This window comes from Acinetobacter towneri DSM 14962 = CIP 107472 (genome assembly GCF_000368785.1).
Classification (GTDB): domain Bacteria; phylum Pseudomonadota; class Gammaproteobacteria; order Pseudomonadales; family Moraxellaceae; genus Acinetobacter; species Acinetobacter towneri.
Map to the genome: position 1 here is coordinate 23024 of NZ_KB849679.1, position 22772 is coordinate 45795.

Consider the following 22772-nt stretch of genomic DNA (forward strand, 5'->3'; position numbering starts at 1 on the left):
GATCAAAATAGAAGACATAGTCCCATTCATCTACAAGGTTTGAATATTTGAATAAACTCAGCTGATCCAAACCTTGTCCTGATTTTAGTTTGTCGTTTAGATGAAACTTCATCCTAAAACAGGTTTGTTCTGCAACTGGCGATACCAAATAATGATGTAGCCACACAGTAAGCAGATGGCTGCACAAAAGCTAAGTACGGCGGTGGTTAAACCGAAATGATCGGCCAGATAACCGACTGCAATAATTGGCAGAATCGTGCCTAAATAGCCCATAAATAAATAGGTCGACATCACTGCAGCACGATTCTGCAGATTGGTCATGGCATGAATTAAACCAAAAGCGCCAATCAATGCCAACCCGTGTCCTATGCCTAGCAGCACATCACTCACAAAAAATAGAAAACTCCAGTGTAAATACATGCATAAACCGAGTACCAATAAACTCAATAACAGCAAATACAGCCCATAATTTAGACATTTTTGTGCAGGAATGGCTTTAGAAAAATACTGCACCAGCGCTGAAATCAGCAAAATACAGGTGATGGCCAAACCACTGACCAAAGGCCCGTGCCACGGAATAATCACTTGCACAAAAGAGGGAGAGAGCGAAGCAAATAAACTAAAGGCAGCAAAGGCACAGAATGCGGTTAAACCTGTAATATAAAATTCTGCATGAAAGCGTGGTTCTGGGCGTTCTAATTTTGGGGCAATCGAGAAGGCTTGTGGCGTAAATTCAGGCGGTGCTAAACGTAACAATCCAATAAAACACAGTACTGCACCCAAAATGACAGGAATATATGGACTAAACAAAGGCGCTGCTGAAAATTGTGCCACACCACCACCGAGCAAAGGACCTAAGCCAAACCCGACTGCGGTAATGACTGAACTGAGCTGTGGCGCATGTGCTTTATGTGATTCGGGGATACTCCACATTAAGCCAATTAACGCCGATGTAGTCATAAGACCTGAAGCAATTCCAATCACAAAACGCCCCAAAGCAAGCCAAAGTGCATTGGTGGCAAACATAGACAGAATCAGTCCGAGGGTGATGATCACTAAACCCAATTCTAAGGTTTTTAAGAAGCCGATACTGTTGCTGGTACGCCCTAAAAAGAGCAAGGTAGCCAAACAACCGAGCATATACGCCACAAAAATAAAGGTGATATGGCTGGGTAAAAGCTGCCACAATTCCTGATAAATTGGATACAGCGGGCTTGCAAGTGCCGTGCCCATGGTGCCAATAATCAGGGCGAGGCTGATCATCACGAAAGGATGCCAAGATTGAGATTGAGTCATAAAAAACTCGATTGATGGCTAAACTCTTGAGTTTAGTCTCATATAGTGAGAAATATCACTCAGTGTAAAGACAAGCCTTGAATCTGGTCAAGCCTATTTGTGTTTAAGCATAGCGTTTTAGCAGTTTCATAAACTCTTCCAGTTCATGTTCATCAATCGCGCATTGATCACCAATCACATGATGACGCAAATGCGATTCGATTAACTCATTCATCAAACCATTGACCGCACCTTTAATAGCTGCGACTTGTTGTAAAACTTCAATACAGCCATGATCAGGATTGTGAAGTGCTTGTTCCACTGCCCCAATTTGCCCTTGTAGACGTTTGACGCGATTTAAAATTTTCTTATCTGTATGTAAATGACCCAACACATCACCTCAATTTCTATATACTCTAGGAGAGTATATTTAACAATGATTTCCCATTATGCGTCAGCAACACTCTCATCGTATCCATCCACATCAATTCGATCAAGGCAATCCGCTGGCGCAGAATAAAATATTATATGCGGCTTTGCTGACGGCTGTCATGATGTTCTTGGAAATCTTGGGTGGCTGGATTTTTCATTCCATGGCTTTGCTGGCAGATGGCTGGCACATGAGTTCACACATGCTGGCGCTAGGTTTGGCTTATTTTGCCTATCGGGCAGCACGTCATTATGCAGCCGATACGCGGTTTAGTTTTGGTACATGGAAAATTGAAATTTTAGCTGGCTATAGCAGTGCCATTTTATTGGTGGTGGTGGCTGCATTTATGGCAATTCACTCTATCGAGCGTTTATTTTTTCCTGTTGATATTCAGTATAACCAAGCCATTCCAATTGCGATTTTAGGGTTATTGGTCAATTTGATTTGTGCATGGTTATTACATGAAGATGATCACCATCACCATCACCATCACCATCACCATCATGAGCATACGCATGATAGCCATGACCTAAATCAGAAAGCTGCCTTTATGCATGTGGTGGCAGATGCGGTGACTTCAATTTTTGCAATTATTGCTTTAATTGCGGGTAAATATTGGGGCTGGGATTTTCTAGATGCACTGTTAGGTATTGTTGGTTCAATTTTAGTGGCGCGTTGGGCAATAGGTTTGATGCAGGAAACAGGGAAAACATTGCTGGATGCAGAAATGGATCATCCTGTGGTGGATGAAATTCGTGAAGTGATTGCAGAGTTACCAGTCAGTGTGATGATTACAGACTTGCATGTTTGGAAAGTTGGACAGGGTAAATTTTCCTGTATTTTGGCATTGGAAACCGCACACGATTTAGACGCAGATCAAGTCCGCACTGCTCTCGCCATTCATGAAGAAATTGTCCATATTTCAGTAGAAATTAATCCACCATCAGACTTGAATGTTCCACGTGAAACCTAAAGCGTTGCATGGCAAAAATGAGTTGTAGCAATTGCGTAATTCTGGCTTAAAAATGCTGAATTCTGTGCATCTTTCAGCTTAGAATCAGGCTAAATTTACTTTATTTAGATGAAAACACATGATTAAACAATTGAGTTTAGCTGCCTTAATGGGATTATGCAGCGCCGTGAGCATGGCCGATGTTGCAACGGTTAGTAAAAATGTCAAACAACAGCATCCGCAACTGAAATTAGACAATATTCAAGCCACAGAAATGAAAGGTGTTTATAGTGCCTCTATGGATGGTCAAGTGGTGTATTTGAATGAAGATGCACAACATATTTTGGCGGGTTCAATGATTCGTTTAAAGGATCAGCATAACTTAACCAAAGATTTATTGATCCAACAAAACAGTGTCGATTGGAAAAAGTTACCGTTACAAGATGCAATCAAAAGTGTGCGAGGTACGGGAAAACGTCAGATTGCGATCTTTTCTGACCCAAATTGCCCATATTGTAAACAGCTTGAGGCTGAACTGAAAAAGCTGGACAACATTACAATCTATACCTTTATTTTGCCGTTAAAAGCGCAATCTGTTGCGCCATCTAAACAGGTGTATTGTGAGAAAAACCCTGCTCTTGCTTGGGAAAACCTGATCACAAAAGCACAATTGCCTACAAGTCAAAGCAGTTGTGCCAACCCTGTGGAGCGCAACATTGTTTTAGCGCATCGTTTAGGTGTAAACGGTACGCCTGCGATTATTTTCTCGAATGGCTTTAAAGTTATGGGAGCATATCCTGCGGCACAAATTGAACAGATTTTTAAAGAATTTGGTCTTTAAGAACGGCTAATTTTTTATCTGATATTGGCAACTAAAATTGTGTAGTGTGTATCGGAGCAAACCTGAAATTTGTGATTGCGAAGTAGATATAAAAAAACCGCCTCAATTTTTAGGCGGTTTTTTTATTGAGAGAGAAGATGTTTGACTGAAAAATTACAGTCGTTAATACAGGATTTAAGCACGCGATTTTTTCATGAACGTATTATAAATAAATAGAATAATCAGCGCACCAATGATGGAGGCAATAAAGCCTGCGGCAGAACCATCACCGTACAATCCCATCATACGCCCTGCATAGGTTGCCAATAAAGACCCTGCAATCCCAAGTAAGGTGGTGACAATAAACCCTGCTTTATCATCTCCAGGATGAATCGCGCGGGCGATTAGACCTGCAATAAAACCCACCACAATTGCGACAATTAATGACCACATGAGCAGCTCCTTGTTATCTTTGTTTATGTTTTACATCATGTTTCAGACTTATCTTTGCCGAAAAATCCCAAGGAAAATAGTCGAATAATGCTACAGCATGTAGTGTTTTTGTCCTGTTAGATAGATGAAATGCAAATTTCAGCCATAAAAAAAAGTGATCTGAAACGATCACTTTTTTAAAGCGAGGCGTATTTGTTTTATAAGCCAATTTCGCCAATAAACGGAATATGACGATATTTTTGGTCATAATCCAAGCCATAACCGACAATAAACTTATCTTCAATTTCAAAGCCCATAAATTTAACTTCAAGCTCAATTTCACGGCGTGATGGCTTGCTAATTAAGGTACACAGCTCAATTGAATTTGGCTCACGGGTTTGCAAAATTTCCATCACTTTATTTAGGGTGTTGCCCGAGTCGATAATATCTTCAACCACCAAGACATCTTTACCGCGAATTTCACCATCCAAATCTTTTAAAATTTTCACATCACGCGATGACACAGTACCTCCGCCGTAGCTGGATACAGTCATAAAATCCAGTTCATGCGGCTTTTGAATGGTGCGGCATAAATCTGCCATGAACAATACAGAACCACGTAATAAGCCAATTAAAACCAACTCTTTGTCGCTATTGGCATAGTGAGCATTAATTTTTTGACCAAGTTCCTGAACTTTTGTTTGGATTTCTTCTGCAGAAATCAAAACCTGCATTTCAACTGTCATGGGTAGATACCTAAAAAGCAAAAATAAAAAAGGTGTTGACCTGCAACACCCCAAAATATGCGCTAATTTTAATATATCTTGCGCGATGTTGCACGTGCTTGCATGGTTAAAATAGCATCATTTTTGTGCTGAGTGAGAATCTGAGCGTAACAACAAAGCACAACCGAGTATCAGCATTGCCCATCCGATGGGTTTTATATACGAGGATTGCGCAGGTTTAGCCACCTGCTGCTGAGTTTTGATTGGGTTGGTAGTAGGCACGTTGTCCATAAATATAGGTCGCATGAATATTACGGTCATCTGCTAAAGTAATGAGGGCAAATAATGCATCTTCAAGATGTTTGGAACGTTGTTGTCGTAAGCGTTGTAAAGCGGTGGCATTTAAATCCAGCACCACAAAATCGGCTTCTTTGCCTACCTTAAAATTCCCCAGCTTATCGTCTAAGTCCAAAGCTTTGGCAGCACCTAATGTGGCGTGATACAACGCTTCAAAAGCAGAGAGTTTTGCCCCTTGCAGTTGTTGTACTTTATAGGCTTCATTGAGGATATGCAGTACATTAAACGTGGTGCCTGCGCCAATATCTGTACCTAAACCGACCTTCACCTGTCGCTCCCAAGTTTTATGCAGCGGAAATAAACCGCTGCCCAAAAATAAATTGGAGCTTGGACAAAAGGCAATTGCAGAATCGGTATGATGCAGACATTGCCATTCATGTTCTTCTAAATGCACACAATGCGCAAAAACCGAACGTGAACCTGTTAAACCATAGTGATGATAAACATCTAAATATCCATTTTGCTCTGGAAATAATTGTTTCACCCACGCAATTTCATTGTGATTTTCACTTAAATGGGTATGTACATAAACATCGGGATATTCGGCTTTGAGTTGCCCTGCCCGCGCCAGTTGCTCAGGGCTAGAAGTCGGTGCAAAACGTGGCGTAATCGCGTAGAGATTACGTCCTTTTCCATGCCATTTTTCAATCAACGCTTTAGAGTCTGTATAGCCTGAGTCTGCACTGTCACACAATACTTCAGGTGCATGCCGATCCATCAGCACTTTACCTGCAATTAAACGCATTTGATGTTGTGCTGCCGCTTCAAACAACGCATCTACCGATTCAGGATGTACCGTACAAAACACCAAAGCTGTGGTGGTGCCATTTTTCAGTAATTCCTGCACAAAAAATTGTGCAATCTGATCAGCATAGGCTTTATCTGCAAATTGCAGTTCAGTCGGAAAAGTATAAGTATTCAGCCATTCCAGTAATTGTTCACCATACGCGCCAATCATTTCAGTCTGTGGAAAATGAATATGGGTGTCGATGAAGCCAGGCACAATGAGATGGTCAGGATAATGTTGGAACTCAGTGTTGGCGTTTAGCTGTGCCTGCCCTTCTTGCCATGAACCAAACCACTGAATTTTGCCTTGTTCGCAAATTAACAAGCCATCGTCTACATAACGGACTTGTTCTGAAATTTGATCGGCTTGGCTGGTACAGTTTTTGAAATCAAGAAAGCGACCACGAATTGCGGTGCGTTGTACAGGAGATGGCATAAAACAACCTACATTTTTCATTTTTTCAAGAGATTGTACCTTAAATGTGGCTTGTAGCAGTATGATAAAATTTATCGTACGGTAAATTAAAACTTAGCTCAATTGATATAAAAAAGCCCTCTCGAAAGAAGGCTTGCAACGATGGTGGGGATTATTAAATTTTATAATGTGGTTTCATGGTGTTTTCGACTATGTCGAATTGATAACCACGCAGTGATTGTCAGCACAAGTACAATAAAGCCGAGTGAAATCCAGATAGGCATGTGGAATACATCTAACATCAGCATTTTAAAGCCAATAAATAGTAAAATTAAACCCAGTCCATACGGTAAATAATGCATTTTAGTGGCTGCGCCTGAGAGCAAGAAAAACATGGCACGTAAGCCCAAAATAGCCATAAGATTTGCAGTGAGTACAATAAACGGATCGGTAGTCACGGCAAAAATTGCAGGGATAGAATCCACGGCAAAAATAACGTCAGATGCTTCGACCAAAATTAAAACTAAAAATAATGGCGTTGCCCAAAGTACACCATTTTGGCGCACAAAAAACTGATCTTTTTCCAGTGTTGGGGTAATACGCATGTGTTTGCGTAGCCATTTCAACAACGCCATATCTTCAATATTGCTGGCTTCTTGCTCTGGACCTTTTAAGAATTTAAAGCCTGTGTAGACCAAAAATGCGCCAAAAATATACAAAATCCAGGAGAATTCTTGTACAAACCAAGCTCCAATAAAAATAAAAATGGTTCTGAGAATAATTGCGCCCAGTACGCCGTAGAGTAAAATTTTACGCTGTAAGCCCGGTGGGATGGCGAATGCGGCGAAGATCATCAACCAAACGAATACATTATCAATCGCCAGTGATTTTTCCAGCAAATAACCCGCAAAGTATTCCATGACTTTGGTGTTGGCGAGTTCTAGCCCAACGCTGTGTTTAAGATACAGCCATAAACCGCCACCAAATAAAGCTGCCACACTGACCCAGGCGATACTCCAATACGCAGCGGTTTTGACTTTGACCGATTCGCCTGCTTTTTGTTTAAAGCCTAAGAAGTCAATGGCGAGCATGACTGCAACAATTGCAAAAAAGACCAGATATAGCCATAAATTGCCGATGGATTCCATACAATCTCCACATCCAACAACTGGCCACAAAAAAACCTTGACCTGTTGTCAGATGATTTCAAACATCTGTAACAACATGATCAAGGTCTTGCCTACATAGAGCGGACTTGTATCAACAAGTATGTGCACTATGCTCAGCGTCCGACTTTTTGCAAAGTGTAATGACGAAACGCTGACACGTTAAAGTTATATTTTAACGCTTGGAGGAGGCTACTCCCCTTGTTCAACATAATTTGGGATTAGGACGCTGCCTAAATCTGCGTAAAGAATTACATAATTTTAAGTGTTGTGCAATTTATTCTGTATGGTAAATCACTTTAATTTGTACAAATTCAGCACAATATTTCGTAAAGAGTGTGGCAAATTGAAAAAATAGATTTAGTTTGATAGGTGGACTTATGCAAATTCAACATCAAGAAACCCAACGCGGTGGCGAGTTTTTTATTGAACGAGATGGTCGGCATATCGCTGAAATTACTTATCAATATCAAGATGATCACACTATTTTAGCAGATCACACTTGGGTCGATCTGACATTACGAGGTCAAGGGGTTGCCCGTCAGCTATTAGATATTTTGGTCGCCTTTGCACGTGAAAAGCAGCTAAAAATTGTACCCGTGTGCTCTTATATTGAGACGGCTTTTGAAACAGATACACAATATGCTGATGTCGTGGCTTAAAAGTCTTTCTACGTTGAAATAATCTAATGTGTTGGTATTAAAACAGCATGCAGACTTCGTCTGTCGTGCAGTCTAAAATTTTCTTGAAAATATTATAAAAGCCCAAAAAAGCCAATCCACAGCGCGTAGATTGGCTTTTTTGTAACATAGTTAAGCCAAGATTATTCGTAATTAATCATCACTTTCATGGCATTTTCATCTGAAGCATGTTTAAACACATCATAGGCTTTTTCAAATTCAGAGAATTTAAAATGGTGCGTTGCCAGTTTTTCTAAAGGTAATTTGCCTGAACAGCAGGTTTTTAACAGCATACCTGTCGTATTGGTATTCACCAAACCCGTAGTGATGGTCAGGTTTTTAATCCAGAGTTTGTTTAACTCAAAATTTACCGACTTACCATGTACGCCCACATTGGCAATATGTCCGCCCTCTTTCACGACATTTTGGCAAATATCCCAAGTGGCTTCGACACCTACAGCTTCCATGGCACAGTCTACCCCGCGACCACCTGTAATCTCTAAAATACGTTGTACCGCATCTTCTTTGGCAGAGTTAATGGTATAGGTTGCACCCAACTCTTTTGCCATCGCCAAGCGGTTATCATCCATATCAACTGCAATAATTTGTGCAGGAGAATAGAACTGTGCGGTAAGCAGACAACCCATGCCAATTGGACCTGTACCCACAATTGCAATGGTATCACCAGGTTTAACATTGCCGTATTGCACACCAATTTCATGTGAAGTTGGCAATACATCAGACAAGAAAACCGCAACTTCTTCATTTAAACCTTCAGGCAGCAAATATAAAGAAGTGTCTGCAAATGGAGTACGGACATATTCAGCATGAGTACCATCAATCATATATCCCATGATCCAACCGCCTTCATTTTGGCAGTGTGCATAGAGTTGTTTTTGACAGTTTTCACAAGTACCACAACGGCTGACACAAGAAATAATCACCTTGTCGCCTTTTTTGAAATTTTTGACTGCCGAACCGACTTCTTCAACAATCCCGATGCCTTCGTGACCTAAAATACGGCCATCAAATTGCCCTGTCTTGGCAACTGCAGTGTCTTGAATTTCTGGGTTTTTACCCTTCCAAATACCTAAGTCAGTACCGCAAATGGTAGTTTTGGTGAGACGAATCACGGCATCTGTTGGTTGTAAAATTTCTGGACGTGGGCGTTCTTCAAAACGAATATCATTGGCGCCGTGGTAGACCATGGCTTTCATTGTTTTTGACATTGTGACCATCCTTCTTAGTAATGATGATGAAAGACATCCAGCAGCCAACCTGTAGCAACCGTCATGCTCGCAGGATGTAATCTTTTTAAAGTAACAGGTCAAGATGACAAGTTCATGAGCAGTATTGTTGCTTTTAATAATTATAATATATAAATTTATAATTAATATAAAAATCCCCTATTTTTTGCCAAAAACAGGGGATTTTTTTTGAAAGAGTTTTAAATCAGTTTAAGCGATTTTAAGCCGTGTGTTGCAACGCTTGAATGAGTTTTTGATGTAAACCACCAAATCCACCATTTGACATAATCACCACTGCATCGCCCTCACCTGCTTGGCTCACGATTTTTTGAATAATTTCATCCAAAGTATTGGCCACCACCGCATGATTGCGAGCAGCCGCAACCACAGGCTGTAAATCCCAGTCTAAACCTTCAGGTTGATACCAAATCACAGCATCCGCCAAACGTGCTGAATCTGCCAAGCCCTCTTTATGACTGCCCATGCGCATGGTGTTGGAACGTGGTTCAATAATCGCCCAAAGCTTACGCTCACCCAAACGCTTACGTGCGCCGTCCAGTGTGGTTTCAATTGCGGTTGGATGGTGGGCAAAGTCATCATAGACTTCAATGCCGCGTATGGTGCCTAATAACTCCATACGGCGTTTCACCCCACCAAAATTGGACAGCGCTGCACATGCGGTTTCAATTGCAACCCCAACATGCTCTGCTGCGGCGATGGTTGCCAAGGCATTGGCGACACTGTGTTGCCCAGTCATATTCCAGCGCACTTCACCTTGTAGCACACCATTTTTCAGAACTTTAAAATGTGAACCATCTGCTGCAAGTTGTTCTGCATACAGTTCCGCTTGTGGATCTGCATTGAGCGAAGTACGTAGCACAGGTGTCCAGCAACCCATTTCTAACACTTCATCAATATGGGTTTCTGTAATTGGGGCAATAATGCGCCCTTCACTTGGGATGGTACGCACCAAATGATGGAATTGTTTTTGAATTGCGGCCAAATCATCAAAAATATCGGCATGGTCAAATTCAAGGTTATTTAAAATGGCGGTTTTAGGATGGTAATGTACGAACTTGGAGCGTTTATCAAAAAACGCAGAGTCGTATTCATCGGCTTCGACACAGAAATACTTGCCTGCACCCAAACGTGCACTTTCACTAAAGCCTAAAGGAACGCCGCCAATTAAAAAGCCCGGTTCTAAGCCTGCCTGATCCAATACCCACGCCAACATGGTGGTGGTGGTGGTTTTGCCGTGCGTGCCTGCAACGCCCAGTACGTGTTTGCCTTGCAAGACATGATCGGCCAAAAATTGCGGGCCAGAAATATACGGCAAACCAGCATTCAGCATATATTCAACCGCATCAATCCCACGTTTCATGGCATTGCCCACAATCACTAAATCAGGATGCGGTTGTAAATGGCTGCGGTCATAACCTTGCATTAAGGTAATGCCTGCATTTTCCAGTTGAGTCGACATCGGTGGATAGACGTTTTGGTCTGAACCTGTGACGGTATGTCCTAAATCGCGGGCCAAAAGTGCCAAAGAGCCCATAAATGTGCCACAAATACCCAAAATATGCAGATGCATTCCGCCTTACTCCACTGCTTTTATAGACACATCACGTATTTTTGTGCTGTTGTCGTGATTAATTTGATTTGAAGCAACGATAGCAAGGGTTTTGGCGAAAAGATAGTGATTCTTGTATCTCATTTCAGGGATTTTTCAGCGCTGAATCTGCGCCAAACGATGTAAAAAATTGCTGCTCTTGCATTTTTCATGGCAAATAGCTCGTAAAATAAAACTGAATTTTTAAGATAGTACGACACAATGTCTTCAGCATTTTTACTTTTGGTGGTTGCAAACTGTTTTATGACCTTGGCGTGGTATGGTCATCTCAAGTTTTTACCACATGATGCGCCGCTGTGGCAGGCTATTTTATTCAGTTGGGTGATCGCCCTGTTTGAATACAGTTTGATGATTCCTGCTACCCGTTTGCTGGCGCAGCATGGCTGGGCGGTAGGTCAAATGAAAATTACCCAAGAAGTTGTGACTTTATTGGTGTTTGTCCCGTTTATGATTTTTTTGTTTAAGCAACCTTTTAAACTGGATTATTTATGGGCAGCTTTATGTTTATGTGGCTGCGTATATTTTGTGTTTCGAGCATCTTAAAATGGTGCTTTTGCATGGCTTAAACAACTCGCGTAGCTGCAATGGTGTGAGCCTGTGGTTAATTATTAGAAAATAACCAGATAAAAATAATCAAAAAAGTCGGTTGAGTCGCCGTGTTCAATTTTAACAAGTCGAAAAATCAGTCTATAATGTGGAGTTCTTATTCAAGCTTGGCTTTCTCGCCTGAATTTCTCTTTCCTTAGTTTCGTTTCTGGAATATTTGTAATGAACGCGGCCGCTGCACAAGACGCTCCTCTCGTTGGAATTATCATGGGTTCTCAATCGGATTGGGCAACTCTCGAACACACTGCCAATATGCTGAAGCAGCTTGGTGTCCCATTTGAAGCGGAAGTCGTTTCTGCACACCGTACCCCAGATCGCTTATTTGAATATGCTGAACAAGCGCGTGATCGTGGCATTCAGGTGATTATTGCAGGCGCTGGTGGTGCCGCACACTTACCAGGTATGTGTGCAGCTAAAACTGATTTACCTGTTTTAGGTGTGCCAGTGAAATCTTCAATTTTAAATGGTGTCGATTCATTACTTTCAATTGTGCAAATGCCTGCGGGTATTGCGGTAGGTACATTGGCTATTGGTCCTGCGGGAGCAACCAATGCGGCAATTATGGCAGCCCAAATTTTAGGTTTAACCCGTCCAGAGATTGCACAAAATGTTGTCAATTTCCGTGCCGCGCAAACTGAGAAAGTTTCAAGCAACAATATTCCAGGTCAGGCTTAAGCGGGACAATTACTATGGATAAGACCATCGGTATTTTTGGTGGCGGTCAATTGGGTCGCATGATGGCACAAGCGGCTTTACCCTTAAATATTCAATGTACCTTTTTTGAAGCCAGTCCAGATTGCCCAGCGGCAACCTTGGGTCAGGTTTTTGCCAGCAAAAGCGAAAATAGCCTACAAGATTTTATACACAGTGCCGATGTATTCAGCCTTGAGTTTGAAAATACTCCGTTGGCTGATGTTGATGTATTGATTAAGCACAAAGACTTGCATCCACCACGTCAGGCTTTGGCAATTGCCCAAAACCGCTTGCTGGAAAAAGGCTTATTTGATGAATTGGCGATTCCTGTTGCGCCGTATAAAGCGGTCAACTCGCTGGAAAGTTTACAGGCTGCTGTAACTGAACTTGGTCTGCCAATTGTGCTAAAAACCGCAACAGGCGGCTATGATGGCAAAGGTCAGTTTGTCTTGCGCAGTGCAGATCAGATTGAACAAGCATGGGCAGAACTTGGCCCTGCAGGCAGCTTGATCGCAGAAAGTTTTGTTACTTTTTCACGTGAAGTATCTATTATTGCGGTGCGTGGTCAAAATGGTGAAGTAAAAACTTGGCCATTGGCAGAAAACCATCATCACAACGGTATTTTGTCGCATTCGATTGTCCCTGCACCAAACAGCGCTGACTTGCAGCCTGCGGCACAAGACTATATCACTCGCCTGCTCAATCACTTGAATTATGTAGGTGTGTTGACGTTAGAGCTATTTGTCACTGACAAGGGCTTGTATGCCAACGAGATGGCACCTCGTGTGCATAACTCAGGTCACTGGTCAATTGAAGGCGCGGTGTGTTCGCAGTTTGAGAACCATATTCGTGCTGTAGCAGGTTTACCGTTAGGCTCAACTGAAGTGGTACGTCCAACGGTGATGGTCAATATTATTGGTCAGCATCCCAAAACTGAAGATGTGTTGGCATTGAATGGCGCACATTTGCATTTGTACAATAAAACTGAGCGTGAAGGTCGTAAAATTGGGCATATTACTTTAATGCCGAATGATGCTGCTGAGTTGACAGATTTATGCCGCCAATTGGCAAAAATTTTGCCAAATCCATTGGCGCTCAGTGCTGATATGAGCTTGTAAATTTAAAAATGACGCCAAAGCGCTCATCACGATGAGCGCTTTTTTATGCTCTCACATTTTTTATTCTGCCCATTTTTAAGGTGTTCTACCGTTAATCTGTCTAGGATTGACGCTGTAATTTTAGGTTGATTAAGATAGATCAGGCTGAATAAGCAACCATCACCGTAGCAAAGCAATACTTAAAATAAAAATGCGCACAAGTCTGATGGGAAACAGATGATAATTATGAATTCAAAACTTTAAATTCAAATAGCGCGTTTTAAATTTAAAGCGATGCTTCAACTTTGAATTTAAATATCAGAAATGAATTTAAAGATAGATCTGCAGTTTTGAATTTAAATAAAGTAGCGGCTCTTTTGATCTTTAAATTTAAAAAGCTACTTTTAAATTCAAAGTAATACATCGTAAATATGCAGTGAATGTCGTGTTTTGTGGATAACTTGGGTTGGTTTAATTTGAATTTAAACTTTTAAATTTAAAAGTCTTATCATGTGTTGTGATTTTGAATTTAAAAATGTGAGATGCCGTACTTGTGGATAAGTGTTTTAAATTTAAAACGAGAAAATGAATTTAAAACTGTGTAAATGAATTTAAAGTTACAGATTTTCATCTGATCTCTGTGGCTGAAGGTGTTATGGTAAAGCCAAGATTTAAATTCAAAACACATCAAAGGGTATTATGCATCGTTTCGCTGTGATTTTTGCGACAGCTGCAATGGCAGCTACTCAGGTTCAGGCAGAACTAATTATCAATGGAAAATCTGTCACCGTAACACCAACGGTCAGTACATCTGCAAATTTTCAACCACAAAACCATTTTCAAAGTTGTTTGGCCAACTTACGCAGCCAAGCCATTGCCAAAGGGGTGAGTGGCAGCAGTTATGATCGCTATACTCAAAATCTCAGCCCAGATTATTCCGTCATTGAGCGTTTAAATTACCAACCTGAATTTTCTACGCCAATCTGGGATTATCTCTCAGGCTTGGTCGATGATGAGCGCGTGCAGGCAGGACAGCAGAAATTGGCACAGCACCGTGATGTGCTCAATCGTGTTGCAGCAGCCTATGGCGTACCTGCAGAAACCGTAGTGGCGGTTTGGGGTGTAGAAAGTAACTTTGGTGCGATTTCAGGATCCTATCCATTATTGCAAGCGCTAGGTACCTTGAGCTGTGAAGGACGCCGTCAAAGCTATTTCCGAGGTGAGTTTTTTACCACCATGCGTTTATTGCAACGTGGTGATGTCACTGAATCACAATTAAAAGGCTCATGGGCAGGGGCGTTTGGGCATACTCAGTTTATGCCATCGACCTATGATGAGTTGGCGGTCGATTTTGATGGTGATGGTCGCCGTGACTTAGTATCTAGTATTCCAGATGCTTTGGCTTCCACCGCTAACTTTTTAAAACGTCGCGGCTGGCAAACAGGGCAGCCGTGGGGCTTTGAAGTCAAAGTGCCTGCAGGCATGTCTTTGAGTGGTGAAGGGCGACGCAATAAAAAATCCCTCAGCAGTTGGGTTAATCGTGGGTTGACTCGTGCAGATGGTTCGGCATTAATTCAGGGCAATTTATCGGGCAGTAGTCAGGCAGGCTTGATGGCACCTGCAGGTGCGAATGGCCCTGTATTCTTAGTGTTTAGAAACTTCGATGCCATTTATAGCTATAACGCAGCAGAAAGTTATGCCTTAGCGATTGCGCATTTATCAGATCGTTTAATGGGGCAGTCTGCATTCCGCACCGCTTGGCCAACCGATGATGCAGGTACATCCCGCGCAGAACGCCGTGAAATTCAACGCTTTTTGTTAAGTCGTGGTTATGACATTGGTGAAGTGGATGGTTTAATTGGCGACAAAACCCGTCAAGCGATTCGTCAGGAACAGACTCGACTCGGCTTGGCTGCAACAGGTCGGGCAGGGCAGCAAATTTTAAGAGCGTTTCGTAATGAAGCGGCCAAACAAATGATGCAATAAGTTGTTGCGATTGCATAAAAAAGGTCTGCAAATGTGCAGACCTTTTTAATTTTTGTCTTAAAACAGGGGATTAAGGTTCAATTTTCACTGCTTCAAGCAAATCAAAAATCACAGTCGTGACATCTTGGCTTAATTCTTTGTTATTAAAAATTTCATAAGCTGAAATGGTGATGTCGGTATCACTTGGCAGCAAACGCTGTTCTTCTTCAATCAGGTGTTCAATTGGTAATAAGGTCTGTCTAACCTCAAGATGCAAAATATCTTTGTATTCAATATTTTCATCTTCAAGTTCAATCACTTGCTCATTAAAATACGGCAATAAAATCGAGTGGAGACAAGGTTGAAGCTCAACAATATCAAAAATTTCGATATCACGGCTTTGTTCAATCGTGCTGATGTGGTCATTTACTTCAATCAGGATATGGTAGTAACTCACATGAATCTCCACAGATCGTTCAGGGTTATACAGAGCCTTCACAATAACATGAAATGAGTAAATTTGCTGCCTTTGCACGTGTAATGGATATGCAACTATCGTACAGGGTGAGGGGAGTTTTGTGTTTTAGTCACTTCAGTTTGCCAGATTGCTCAATGCCGTGCATGGAGTAAATCGAGATCGGCAGGGCGCAGTTGGAAATTCTGCAACTGCTGATCTTTTAGCATTGGATACATTAAGGCATAAGGGTCGTTATGGTGTGCTAAACCCAAAGCATGACCAAATTCATGCGCCAAAGTTAGACGTAAATCATCTTTAGATTGAAACTCATAAATCCGAATGGCCTGACCATCAAAGCTGCCTTTATCAAATAAACGTGGTTGAAAACGTGCATTAAATTGCTGGATGGATACATCAATGTCTTGATTAAGTTGATTGAGGGCATCGACTTGTTGATTGAGCTGGTTAATTTGCTGATTAAATTGCGCTATTTCGTGTTCTAAACTCCACATGTGTTGCTGGATTTCTTGTTTTTTGGCTGCAAAAATTTCCTGTTGCGAAGGATGTAGCCCACCACTTTGGTTAATTTGCTGTACTTGACGATTGTATTGTTCAAGTTGTTGTTCAAATAGCATTTTTTTTGCATCAAGTTGTTGATTTTTATCTGCAATTTCTTGTTTTAGTGCTTGAATATTTTGGTTTTGATTGTTCCAGTGTTGTTGGCGTTGTTCAATGGCTGTAAGTTGTTGTTGGCGTTGGTTTGATTCATCTTGACGTTGATCATAAATCAAGTGAATGGCGAGCTTGGCGTTCGGGTCATATACAAAATAATCTTGTCCCGTCCCTTGTTTCCAAATATGGGTGGCTTCCTGACTCAGTTGTAGTAAATCGGCATGGCTTAAGCCAAAACGCGGATCGACTTCAGCAATACGATAACGTAAGCGAGTATCTAAAGGATGTTTTAAATGATCTAGTGCAGTATTGTGTCGTGTATGAGGATGTTGAATATTTTGATAAATCAGCAAGATAGAAAACAGTATGATTGCACCCAATAGAAACAAACGCATTGCTAGCGGCATCCTTTTTTGGGTTTACTGTAGCCGAAAGTAGGGCAGAAACTCAATCTATTTGCAGTTAGAGCATCATTTTATCTATTGTACTCGGTTGAGCGTCCAATTGTCTGTGCTCTTTCATTTAAATCTTGAAGTCAGTGTATGGATATCGAAAAGAAAAACCGCGCTGCAATTGCTTGCAGCGCGGTTTTTGATGTGCGTTAAAGCGACAAATTATTTTTTATCATCTTTGACTTCAGTGAATTCAGCATCGACTACGCCATCATCGGCTTTTTGACCTGCGTCACCGCCAAATGCATTTGGGTCGAAACCTTGTGCACCGCCTTGACCTTGTGCAGCTTCATACGCACGTTGCGTAATTGGCATGATGATGTTTTGCAATGCTTCAGTTTTTGCTTTGATTGCATCTACATCATTTTCTTTGGTTGTCGCTTCAAGCTCAGTGACTGCAGTTTCAATCGCAGTTTTTTCATCGGCAGTCACTTGTTCACCAAGGTCTTTTACTGCTTTTTGAGCAGAAGAAACTAAAGCATCCGCTTCGTTACGTGCTTTTGCAAGTTCTTCAAACTTACGGTCTTCTTCAGCATTTGCTTCAGCATCTTTAATCATCGCTTCAATTTCAGCATCGCTCAAACCAGAGTTTGCTTTAATTTGAATCGATTGTTCTTTGCCTGTGCTCTTGTCTTTTGCAGACACTTTCAAGATACCGTCAGCGTTAATGTCGAACGAAACTTCAATTTGTGGCACACCGCGTGGCGCTGGTGGAATGTCACCTAATTGGAAGTTACCCAACAATTTGTTTTGTTGAGCCATTTTACGCTCACCTTGGTAAACTGAAATGTCTACTGCAGGCTGGTTGTCTGCCGCTGTTGAGAACACTTGAGATTTCTTCGCAGGAATCGTGGTGTTTTTCTCAATGATTGGCGTCAACACGCCACCCATAGTTTCAATACCAAGCGTTAACGGAGTTACGTCTAGAAGCAATACGTCAGTTTTGTCACCAGACAATACGGCACCCTGAATTGCTGCACCAATTGCAACAGCTTCGTCTGGGTTTACGTCTTTACGTGGCTCTTTGCCAAAGAATTCTTGTACTTTTTGTTGTACAAGTGGCATACGTGATTGACCACCCACCAAAATCACGTCAGAGATGTCAGAAGTTGAAAGTCCTGCATCTTGTAGCGCAACTTTACATGGCTCAATGGTACGAGCGACTAAATCAGCAACCAAACCTTCAAGTTTGGCGCGAGTCACGTTCATCACCAAGTGCTTCGGACCTGTTGCGTCTGCAGTGATATATGGCAAGTTGATTTCAGTCGCATTTGAAGATGAAAGCTCGATTTTTGCTTTCTCAGCCGCTTCTTTCAGACGTTGTAATGCCAATGGATCTTGTTTCAAGTTGAAGTTTTGCTCTTTTTTGAACTCTTCAACCAAGTATTCGATCAAGGCATTGTCAAAGTCTTCACCACCAAGGAAGGTATCACCGTTGGTTGATAACACTTCAATTTGTTGGTCGCCATCAAGGTCTGCAATTTCAATGATCGATACGTCAAAAGTACCACCACCCAAGTCATATACAGCAACTTTACGGTCGCCTTCTTTCTTGTCCATACCAAATGCAAGCGCAGCAGCAGTTGGTTCGTTGATGATACGTTTAACTTCTAAGCCTGCAATTTTACCCGCATCTTTGGTTGCTTGGCGCTGTGCATCGTTAAAGTACGCAGGTACAGTAATCACGGCTTCAGTAACTGTTTCGCCCAAATAATCTTCGGCAGTCTTTTTCATCTTTTTCAAAGTTTCTGCAGAAATTTGCTGTGGTGCAAGTTTCTTGTCATTCACTTCAACCCAAGCATCGCCATTGTCTGCTTTGATGATTTTGTAAGGCACAAGACCAATGTCTTTTTGTACCGCTTGGTCTTCATAACGACGACCAATCAAACGCTTAATTGCGAATAATGTGTTTTTCGGGTTAGTTACAGCCTGACGCTTTGCAGATTGACCTACAAGAATTTCGCCATCTTTATAAGCAATAATAGATGGAGTTGTACGTGCGCCTTCTGCGTTTTCAATTACTTTAACTTTGTCGCCTTCAAGTACCGCTACACATGAGTTAGTTGTACCTAAGTCAATACCAATGATTTTAGCCATTTGGATGTTTCCTCAAAAATTCTTTTGCAATGTTTTCACTTGTTATTCGATATGAGAGCCAATCAAAATTTTTCAAGTTGTTTAGATGAAAATTTTTTATCAACTCTCGATTTTATAAGGCTTAAGCGCCAACCATCACCATTGCAGGGCGGAGTAAGCGACCATGTAAGGTGTAGCCTTTTTGTAATACGTTGCCAATTTCATTGGCTTTTGCATTTGGATCAATCCCTACGGCTTGATGCAGGTCTGCATTGAAACCATTGGCTGTATCAATCACCACCACACCAAACTTTTCTAAAGTGGTCAGTAATGATTTCAAGGTCAGTTCCACACCTTCAGACAAGGCAGTTTTTTCATCACCATTGGCGGCAATAGCACGCTCAAGGTTGTCTACAGAATCCAATAATTCTTTAGCAAACTTTTCTAAAGCAAACTTTTTAGCTGTATCTGCTTCACGTTCTAAACGCTCTTTGGTTTTTTCCGCTTCGTAAACTGCATTGGCAGTACGTGCTTTTTCCAATTTTAGGTTTTCTTCAAGTTTGCTCAGTTGTTCTTGTAAAGACTCAACGGAAACTTCTGCTTGCTCAGTATCTTGCGCTGTTTGTTGTTCCGTCTGCTCTTGCTCAAGGTCTTGAGTTTGTTCGTTCTGCTCAGTTGCCATTGATTTACTCCGTTTAAATGGGTTTTTAAACATGTACAGTCCTTTGGCGTCAGTGCTAACTGCGTTATTGCTGAACTGCCATGGTTAGAGAAGTTCGTAATTAGCTAAGAAATCGGGGCAGGGCAGGCAAAATTCAAGCGTGCCAGTAGATTAATTTTCATTGCCATGAAATTTGGTCAAAACAATACATTTTGAATCAAGATGTCGGCGGATGAATGAAGCAAATTAAACTTTGAAACTTATAATATTTTTTTGTTTAAAAAAGTATGGTAATAGGGAGCTGATTATTCAGCTAAACCAGTGCTTTTATTACGGAGATAGCTAAAAACACTGTTTTATCAACAGGATTCGACTGGGTGTTTGTTCACTATATTGTGCATGCGTATGATTAGAGTTTTTAAGTTTTGGTTGATTAATCGCTAAAACAGCTTAATCGAGAGTAATTATATATTTTACACAAAACCTAACACTGCTTATTCTTTGCGCATAGATGCTATATCGCTGTAGTTTCTTGTGTATTGCTAAATGTGTTTTCGGGGCTTATCTAACTTCTGAATAAGCCCTTTTTTTACCTCATTTGTTTTGCTTTGCTGCAAGACTCAATCACGATCACGTCGTTGTTCACGGTCTTTACGGTTTTCCTGCCAGCGCTTTTGTTGTGCATCACGTTGTTGTTGCCAGCGTTTACGTGCTTCCTCACGCTTTTTTTGTTTAGCTTCAATTTGCTGCTTACGCTTTTGCTCTAGCTGTTTACGCTGCTGTTCCGATAAGCGTTTGCGTTGCTCTGCTAAGCGTTGTCGCTCTTGTTCATAGCGTTGTTGCTGTAATTGCTGTTGTCGTTTTTGTTCCCATTCACGACGTTCTAGTTCACGTTTACGACGCTCTAACTCAACCCGATTTTTACCTTGTTGATATTCCCAACGCTGCCGATCATTGTCATACCGTCGATGATCATCATCATAGCGACGGTCATAGCGTGGCTCATATCGTCCATCGTAGTAACCTTCGTCAGGCACGACCACGCAACCTACGGCTAAAATGGCAGTTGCGCACGAAAGTAAGATCAATTTTTTTGTCATGCTCTGCCTCCTGAGCCGATGAGGTAAATTTGTCTGAAACATCAATCATAGACCGCAATAGTGTCAATGACAGCGTCATAAAAGCAGGGTAGCGTATAGGTAATTTGAATGTGTATAACGATTGAAGCACTTGTATAACAAAATGGTCACTGTGCTGTTGATCATGAAGAAATTATGAAGCGTTTAGGCAAATCATGCAGACATATTAAAAGGAACAGGCATGCAAATTTTGAATTCATCTCTCAAAAATAAATTGCACAAAGGACAAGGTGCTGCTGCACGTGCATTAAATAAGTTACCAAGTCGAGTACATCATACTTTGGCTCAAGCTTTGGGTTATCCGTATCATTATCCAGACCTTGATCCATTTATTAAATGCATGATGGCGGCACAATTAAAACAAGGGAAAATTGGTTTTATTGGTGCTGACCCTGTACAGTCTAGACAGGCATTTGATCGACAAATGCAATCTATTCTGAGCACTCCAACTGCGGTCAAACGAGTTGAAGAAATCCGTTTAAACTTAGCCAGTGGCAATATCGCAGCGCGTTATTATCATCCTGCACCACATAAAAAATTGCCTTTAATCGTGTTTTATCATGGTGGTGGTTTTGTGGTGGGTGGTTTAGACAGTCATGACGAATTTTGCCGCTTAATGGCGGTACATGCCCATGCACAAGTGTTGAGTGTGGAATATCCACTCGCGCCTGAAGCTAGTCCACAGCAGATTATTCAAGTCTGTGAAGATGCTTTGGCATGGGCATATCAACATCGTCGAGAAATGAAAATTTTAAAAAATCGCATAGCGGTGGCAGGCGATAGTGCGGGTGGTAATATTGCAGCGGTGGTTGCACAGCGTAGTGCTCATTCAGCCTATGCACCTGACGCACAATTTTTAATTTATCCAGCCTTAGATTTTAAGAGTCGCCATCCTTCATTCTTTGCTTATAAAGATGGTTTGGTGCTGACGGGGCAAGATGTTGATTTTGTCACACAGCACTATGTCACACAGCATCAGGTCGCTTTGGATGATCCAATCATTTCGCCAACTTTTGGCAAATTGAAAAAACTAGCGCCTGCCTTTGTGGTCACAGCAGGGCATGACGTTTTGCATGATGAAGCTGAAATTTATGCACATAAATTACGTCAACATGCTGTCACGGTAAAATATGTAGAATATTTAGATCAAACACATGGTTTTATTAGCATGACCTTTGTGTCGCGTCGCGCCAAAAAAATCAGCATTGAAATGTGTAAAAACTTTAGAAAATTTTGGGATCGACCACGTAGCTAAACCTTGGGTTGTCTTTGTTAATCTGTTTCACGTGGAACGGTTAAACCAGAGTAGAGATTTCGGCTTCTGGAAAAGTCAGTTCGAACTCAGGCACGTAAAAACCATTGATGAAGCGTGCCTGATTAAAATCAGGAAACAAACTTGGATTCGATTGCCAAGACGCATGTTTGAGTGGGATTAATCTGCCGCGAAAAGAAGGATTAAATTGATAAGATTTCCCTTGCCATGTTTGCTGAATTTTTAAAAGCGCAGCAGGGATGTAATGACTATCAATAAAGCTACGTTGCGTATTGCATTTTTCAAGTTGAATGGCGAATTGCAAATCTGCGTGTTGTATTTTGCAACTCATCTGTCGATCTTGAATATCCCAATCAAAGCTTGCCAGTTCTTTCGGAATACCCCAAAGCTGTTGTCCGTGTTGCACAGAAGACTCGGTTGAAACGAAAATTTTAGGAATAGTAGATAAACGACGCTGCCTAAATAAAGGATGATCTAAAATCAGCAGCTCATCGTAAGCACCAATGGGGCTAGCGTTATAACGTACCCACATGACTTGAACAAGACGTCCTAAAAAAGAAGGTGTTAAGCCAAAAGGTTGTGCCTGTTTTAAAAATTGTGGGCTGAGCCAATAATTTAAAATATAGGCTTCACCTTGAAGTTGCCAAGGTGCTGGACACAGTCGGCTCTGATCTGAATTATTTTTATCAAATGGAGCGAAAAACTCTGTCCTTCAGGTCAGAGATATAAGCGACACGACATGAAGTGTCGTTTGATTTAACTAAGG

Annotated in this window: 22 protein-coding genes; 8 read left to right on the forward strand and 14 right to left on the reverse strand. The window is 41.4% G+C overall.

All coding sequences use genetic code 11. The features are described 5' to 3' along the window. Nucleotides 1-108: 108 nt before the first annotated feature. Nucleotides 109-1296, reverse strand: a complete 1188-nt coding sequence (locus F947_RS00435; protein WP_004969777.1) for an MFS transporter — start codon at nucleotides 1294-1296, stop codon at nucleotides 109-111. 103 nt (nucleotides 1297-1399) lie between these two features. Further along, nucleotides 1400-1666, reverse strand: a complete 267-nt coding sequence (locus F947_RS00440) for a metal/formaldehyde-sensitive transcriptional repressor (RefSeq protein WP_004969779.1) — start codon at nucleotides 1664-1666, stop codon at nucleotides 1400-1402. A 58-nt stretch (nucleotides 1667-1724) separates the two neighbouring features. Here F947_RS00440 and dmeF point away from each other — a divergent pair, with 58 nt between their 5' ends. Both dmeF and F947_RS00450 read left to right on the forward strand, forming a co-directional pair. Further along, complete coding sequence (gene dmeF, locus F947_RS00445) at nucleotides 1725-2678, forward strand: CDF family Co(II)/Ni(II) efflux transporter DmeF (protein WP_004969782.1); 954 nt, start codon at nucleotides 1725-1727, stop codon at nucleotides 2676-2678. 172 nt (nucleotides 2679-2850) lie between these two features. Further along, a complete protein-coding gene (locus F947_RS00450; protein ID WP_373685345.1) occupies nucleotides 2851-3498 on the forward strand; it encodes a DsbC family protein in 648 nt (215 codons plus the stop codon). 174 nt (nucleotides 3499-3672) lie between these two features. Here F947_RS00450 and F947_RS00455 read toward each other — a convergent pair whose 3' ends face one another. From F947_RS00455 to F947_RS00470, 4 genes are all read right to left on the reverse strand, one after another. Beyond that, nucleotides 3673-3930 carry a GlsB/YeaQ/YmgE family stress response membrane protein gene (locus tag F947_RS00455; RefSeq protein ID WP_004969785.1) on the reverse strand — a complete coding sequence of 86 codons (258 nt, stop codon included), beginning with the start codon at nucleotides 3928-3930 and terminating at the stop codon, nucleotides 3673-3675. A 197-nt stretch (nucleotides 3931-4127) separates the two neighbouring features. Further along, nucleotides 4128-4655 carry a hypoxanthine phosphoribosyltransferase gene (gene hpt / locus F947_RS00460; protein ID WP_004969787.1) on the reverse strand — a complete coding sequence of 176 codons (528 nt, stop codon included), beginning with the start codon at nucleotides 4653-4655 and terminating at the stop codon, nucleotides 4128-4130. Between the two features lie 217 nt (nucleotides 4656-4872). Further along, nucleotides 4873-6213 carry a guanine deaminase gene (guaD, locus tag F947_RS00465; RefSeq protein ID WP_004969789.1) on the reverse strand — a complete coding sequence of 447 codons (1341 nt, stop codon included), beginning with the start codon at nucleotides 6211-6213 and terminating at the stop codon, nucleotides 4873-4875. A gap of 161 nt (nucleotides 6214-6374) precedes the next feature. Continuing rightward, complete coding sequence (locus F947_RS00470; protein ID WP_004969791.1) at nucleotides 6375-7340, reverse strand: TerC family protein; 966 nt, start codon at nucleotides 7338-7340, stop codon at nucleotides 6375-6377. Nucleotides 7341-7738: 398 nt separating this feature from the next. Between F947_RS00470 and F947_RS00475 the strand changes: the two genes are divergently transcribed. Continuing rightward, the gene (locus tag F947_RS00475) at nucleotides 7739-8020 is read left to right on the forward strand and encodes a GNAT family N-acetyltransferase (RefSeq protein ID WP_004969793.1); all 282 of its coding nucleotides are present in this window, start codon (nucleotides 7739-7741) and stop codon (nucleotides 8018-8020) included. A 161-nt stretch (nucleotides 8021-8181) separates the two neighbouring features. Here the strand turns inward: F947_RS00475 and F947_RS00480 are convergent, their stop codons facing one another. Both F947_RS00480 and mpl read right to left on the reverse strand, forming a co-directional pair. Continuing rightward, nucleotides 8182-9267, reverse strand: coding sequence for a zinc-dependent alcohol dehydrogenase family protein (locus tag F947_RS00480; protein ID WP_004969794.1), 1086 nt, complete (start codon nucleotides 9265-9267; stop codon nucleotides 8182-8184). Nucleotides 9268-9505: 238 nt separating this feature from the next. Then, the gene (gene mpl, locus F947_RS00485) at nucleotides 9506-10876 is read right to left on the reverse strand and encodes a UDP-N-acetylmuramate:L-alanyl-gamma-D-glutamyl-meso-diaminopimelate ligase (protein ID WP_004969796.1); all 1371 of its coding nucleotides are present in this window, start codon (nucleotides 10874-10876) and stop codon (nucleotides 9506-9508) included. Nucleotides 10877-11116: 240 nt separating this feature from the next. Here mpl and F947_RS00490 point away from each other — a divergent pair, with 240 nt between their 5' ends. From F947_RS00490 to F947_RS00505, 4 genes are all read left to right on the forward strand, one after another. After that, nucleotides 11117-11458, forward strand: coding sequence for a DMT family protein (locus F947_RS00490; RefSeq protein ID WP_004969799.1), 342 nt, complete (start codon nucleotides 11117-11119; stop codon nucleotides 11456-11458). 225 nt (nucleotides 11459-11683) lie between these two features. Beyond that, nucleotides 11684-12196: a 5-(carboxyamino)imidazole ribonucleotide mutase gene (purE, locus tag F947_RS00495; protein WP_004969800.1), complete on the forward strand. Its 513-nt coding sequence runs from the start codon at nucleotides 11684-11686 to the stop codon at nucleotides 12194-12196. Nucleotides 12197-12210: 14 nt separating this feature from the next. After that, nucleotides 12211-13332, forward strand: a complete 1122-nt coding sequence (locus tag F947_RS00500) for a 5-(carboxyamino)imidazole ribonucleotide synthase (protein WP_004969802.1) — start codon at nucleotides 12211-12213, stop codon at nucleotides 13330-13332. 678 nt (nucleotides 13333-14010) lie between these two features. Next, nucleotides 14011-15297, forward strand: a complete 1287-nt coding sequence (locus F947_RS00505; RefSeq protein ID WP_004969803.1) for a lytic murein transglycosylase — start codon at nucleotides 14011-14013, stop codon at nucleotides 15295-15297. Between the two features lie 70 nt (nucleotides 15298-15367). Here the strand turns inward: F947_RS00505 and F947_RS00510 are convergent, their stop codons facing one another. The 5 genes from F947_RS00510 to F947_RS00530 all read right to left on the reverse strand — a co-directional run bounded on the left by F947_RS00510 (nucleotide 15368) and on the right by F947_RS00530 (nucleotide 20694). Then, nucleotides 15368-15745: a hypothetical protein gene (locus F947_RS00510; RefSeq protein WP_162164695.1), complete on the reverse strand. Its 378-nt coding sequence runs from the start codon at nucleotides 15743-15745 to the stop codon at nucleotides 15368-15370. Nucleotides 15746-15885: 140 nt separating this feature from the next. Continuing rightward, complete coding sequence (locus tag F947_RS00515) at nucleotides 15886-16800, reverse strand: matrixin family metalloprotease (protein WP_004969807.1); 915 nt, start codon at nucleotides 16798-16800, stop codon at nucleotides 15886-15888. 219 nt (nucleotides 16801-17019) lie between these two features. Then, a complete protein-coding gene (gene dnaK / locus F947_RS00520; protein WP_004969809.1) occupies nucleotides 17020-18954 on the reverse strand; it encodes a molecular chaperone DnaK in 1935 nt (644 codons plus the stop codon). A gap of 121 nt (nucleotides 18955-19075) precedes the next feature. Then, nucleotides 19076-19648, reverse strand: coding sequence for a nucleotide exchange factor GrpE (gene grpE / locus F947_RS00525; RefSeq protein ID WP_256732321.1), 573 nt, complete (start codon nucleotides 19646-19648; stop codon nucleotides 19076-19078). Between the two features lie 566 nt (nucleotides 19649-20214). Continuing rightward, nucleotides 20215-20694 carry a DUF3523 domain-containing protein gene (locus F947_RS00530; RefSeq protein ID WP_004969813.1) on the reverse strand — a complete coding sequence of 160 codons (480 nt, stop codon included), beginning with the start codon at nucleotides 20692-20694 and terminating at the stop codon, nucleotides 20215-20217. Nucleotides 20695-20914: 220 nt separating this feature from the next. Here F947_RS00530 and F947_RS00535 point away from each other — a divergent pair, with 220 nt between their 5' ends. Continuing rightward, on the forward strand, nucleotides 20915-21988 hold the full coding sequence (locus tag F947_RS00535; RefSeq protein WP_004969816.1) for an alpha/beta hydrolase: 1074 nt from the start codon (nucleotides 20915-20917) through the stop codon (nucleotides 21986-21988). A 40-nt stretch (nucleotides 21989-22028) separates the two neighbouring features. Here F947_RS00535 and F947_RS00540 read toward each other — a convergent pair whose 3' ends face one another. Then, entirely contained in the window at nucleotides 22029-22667 is a 639-nt protein-coding gene (locus F947_RS00540) for an acetoacetate decarboxylase family protein (RefSeq protein ID WP_026438449.1), read from the reverse strand. Nucleotides 22668-22772: the final 105 nt, after the last annotated feature.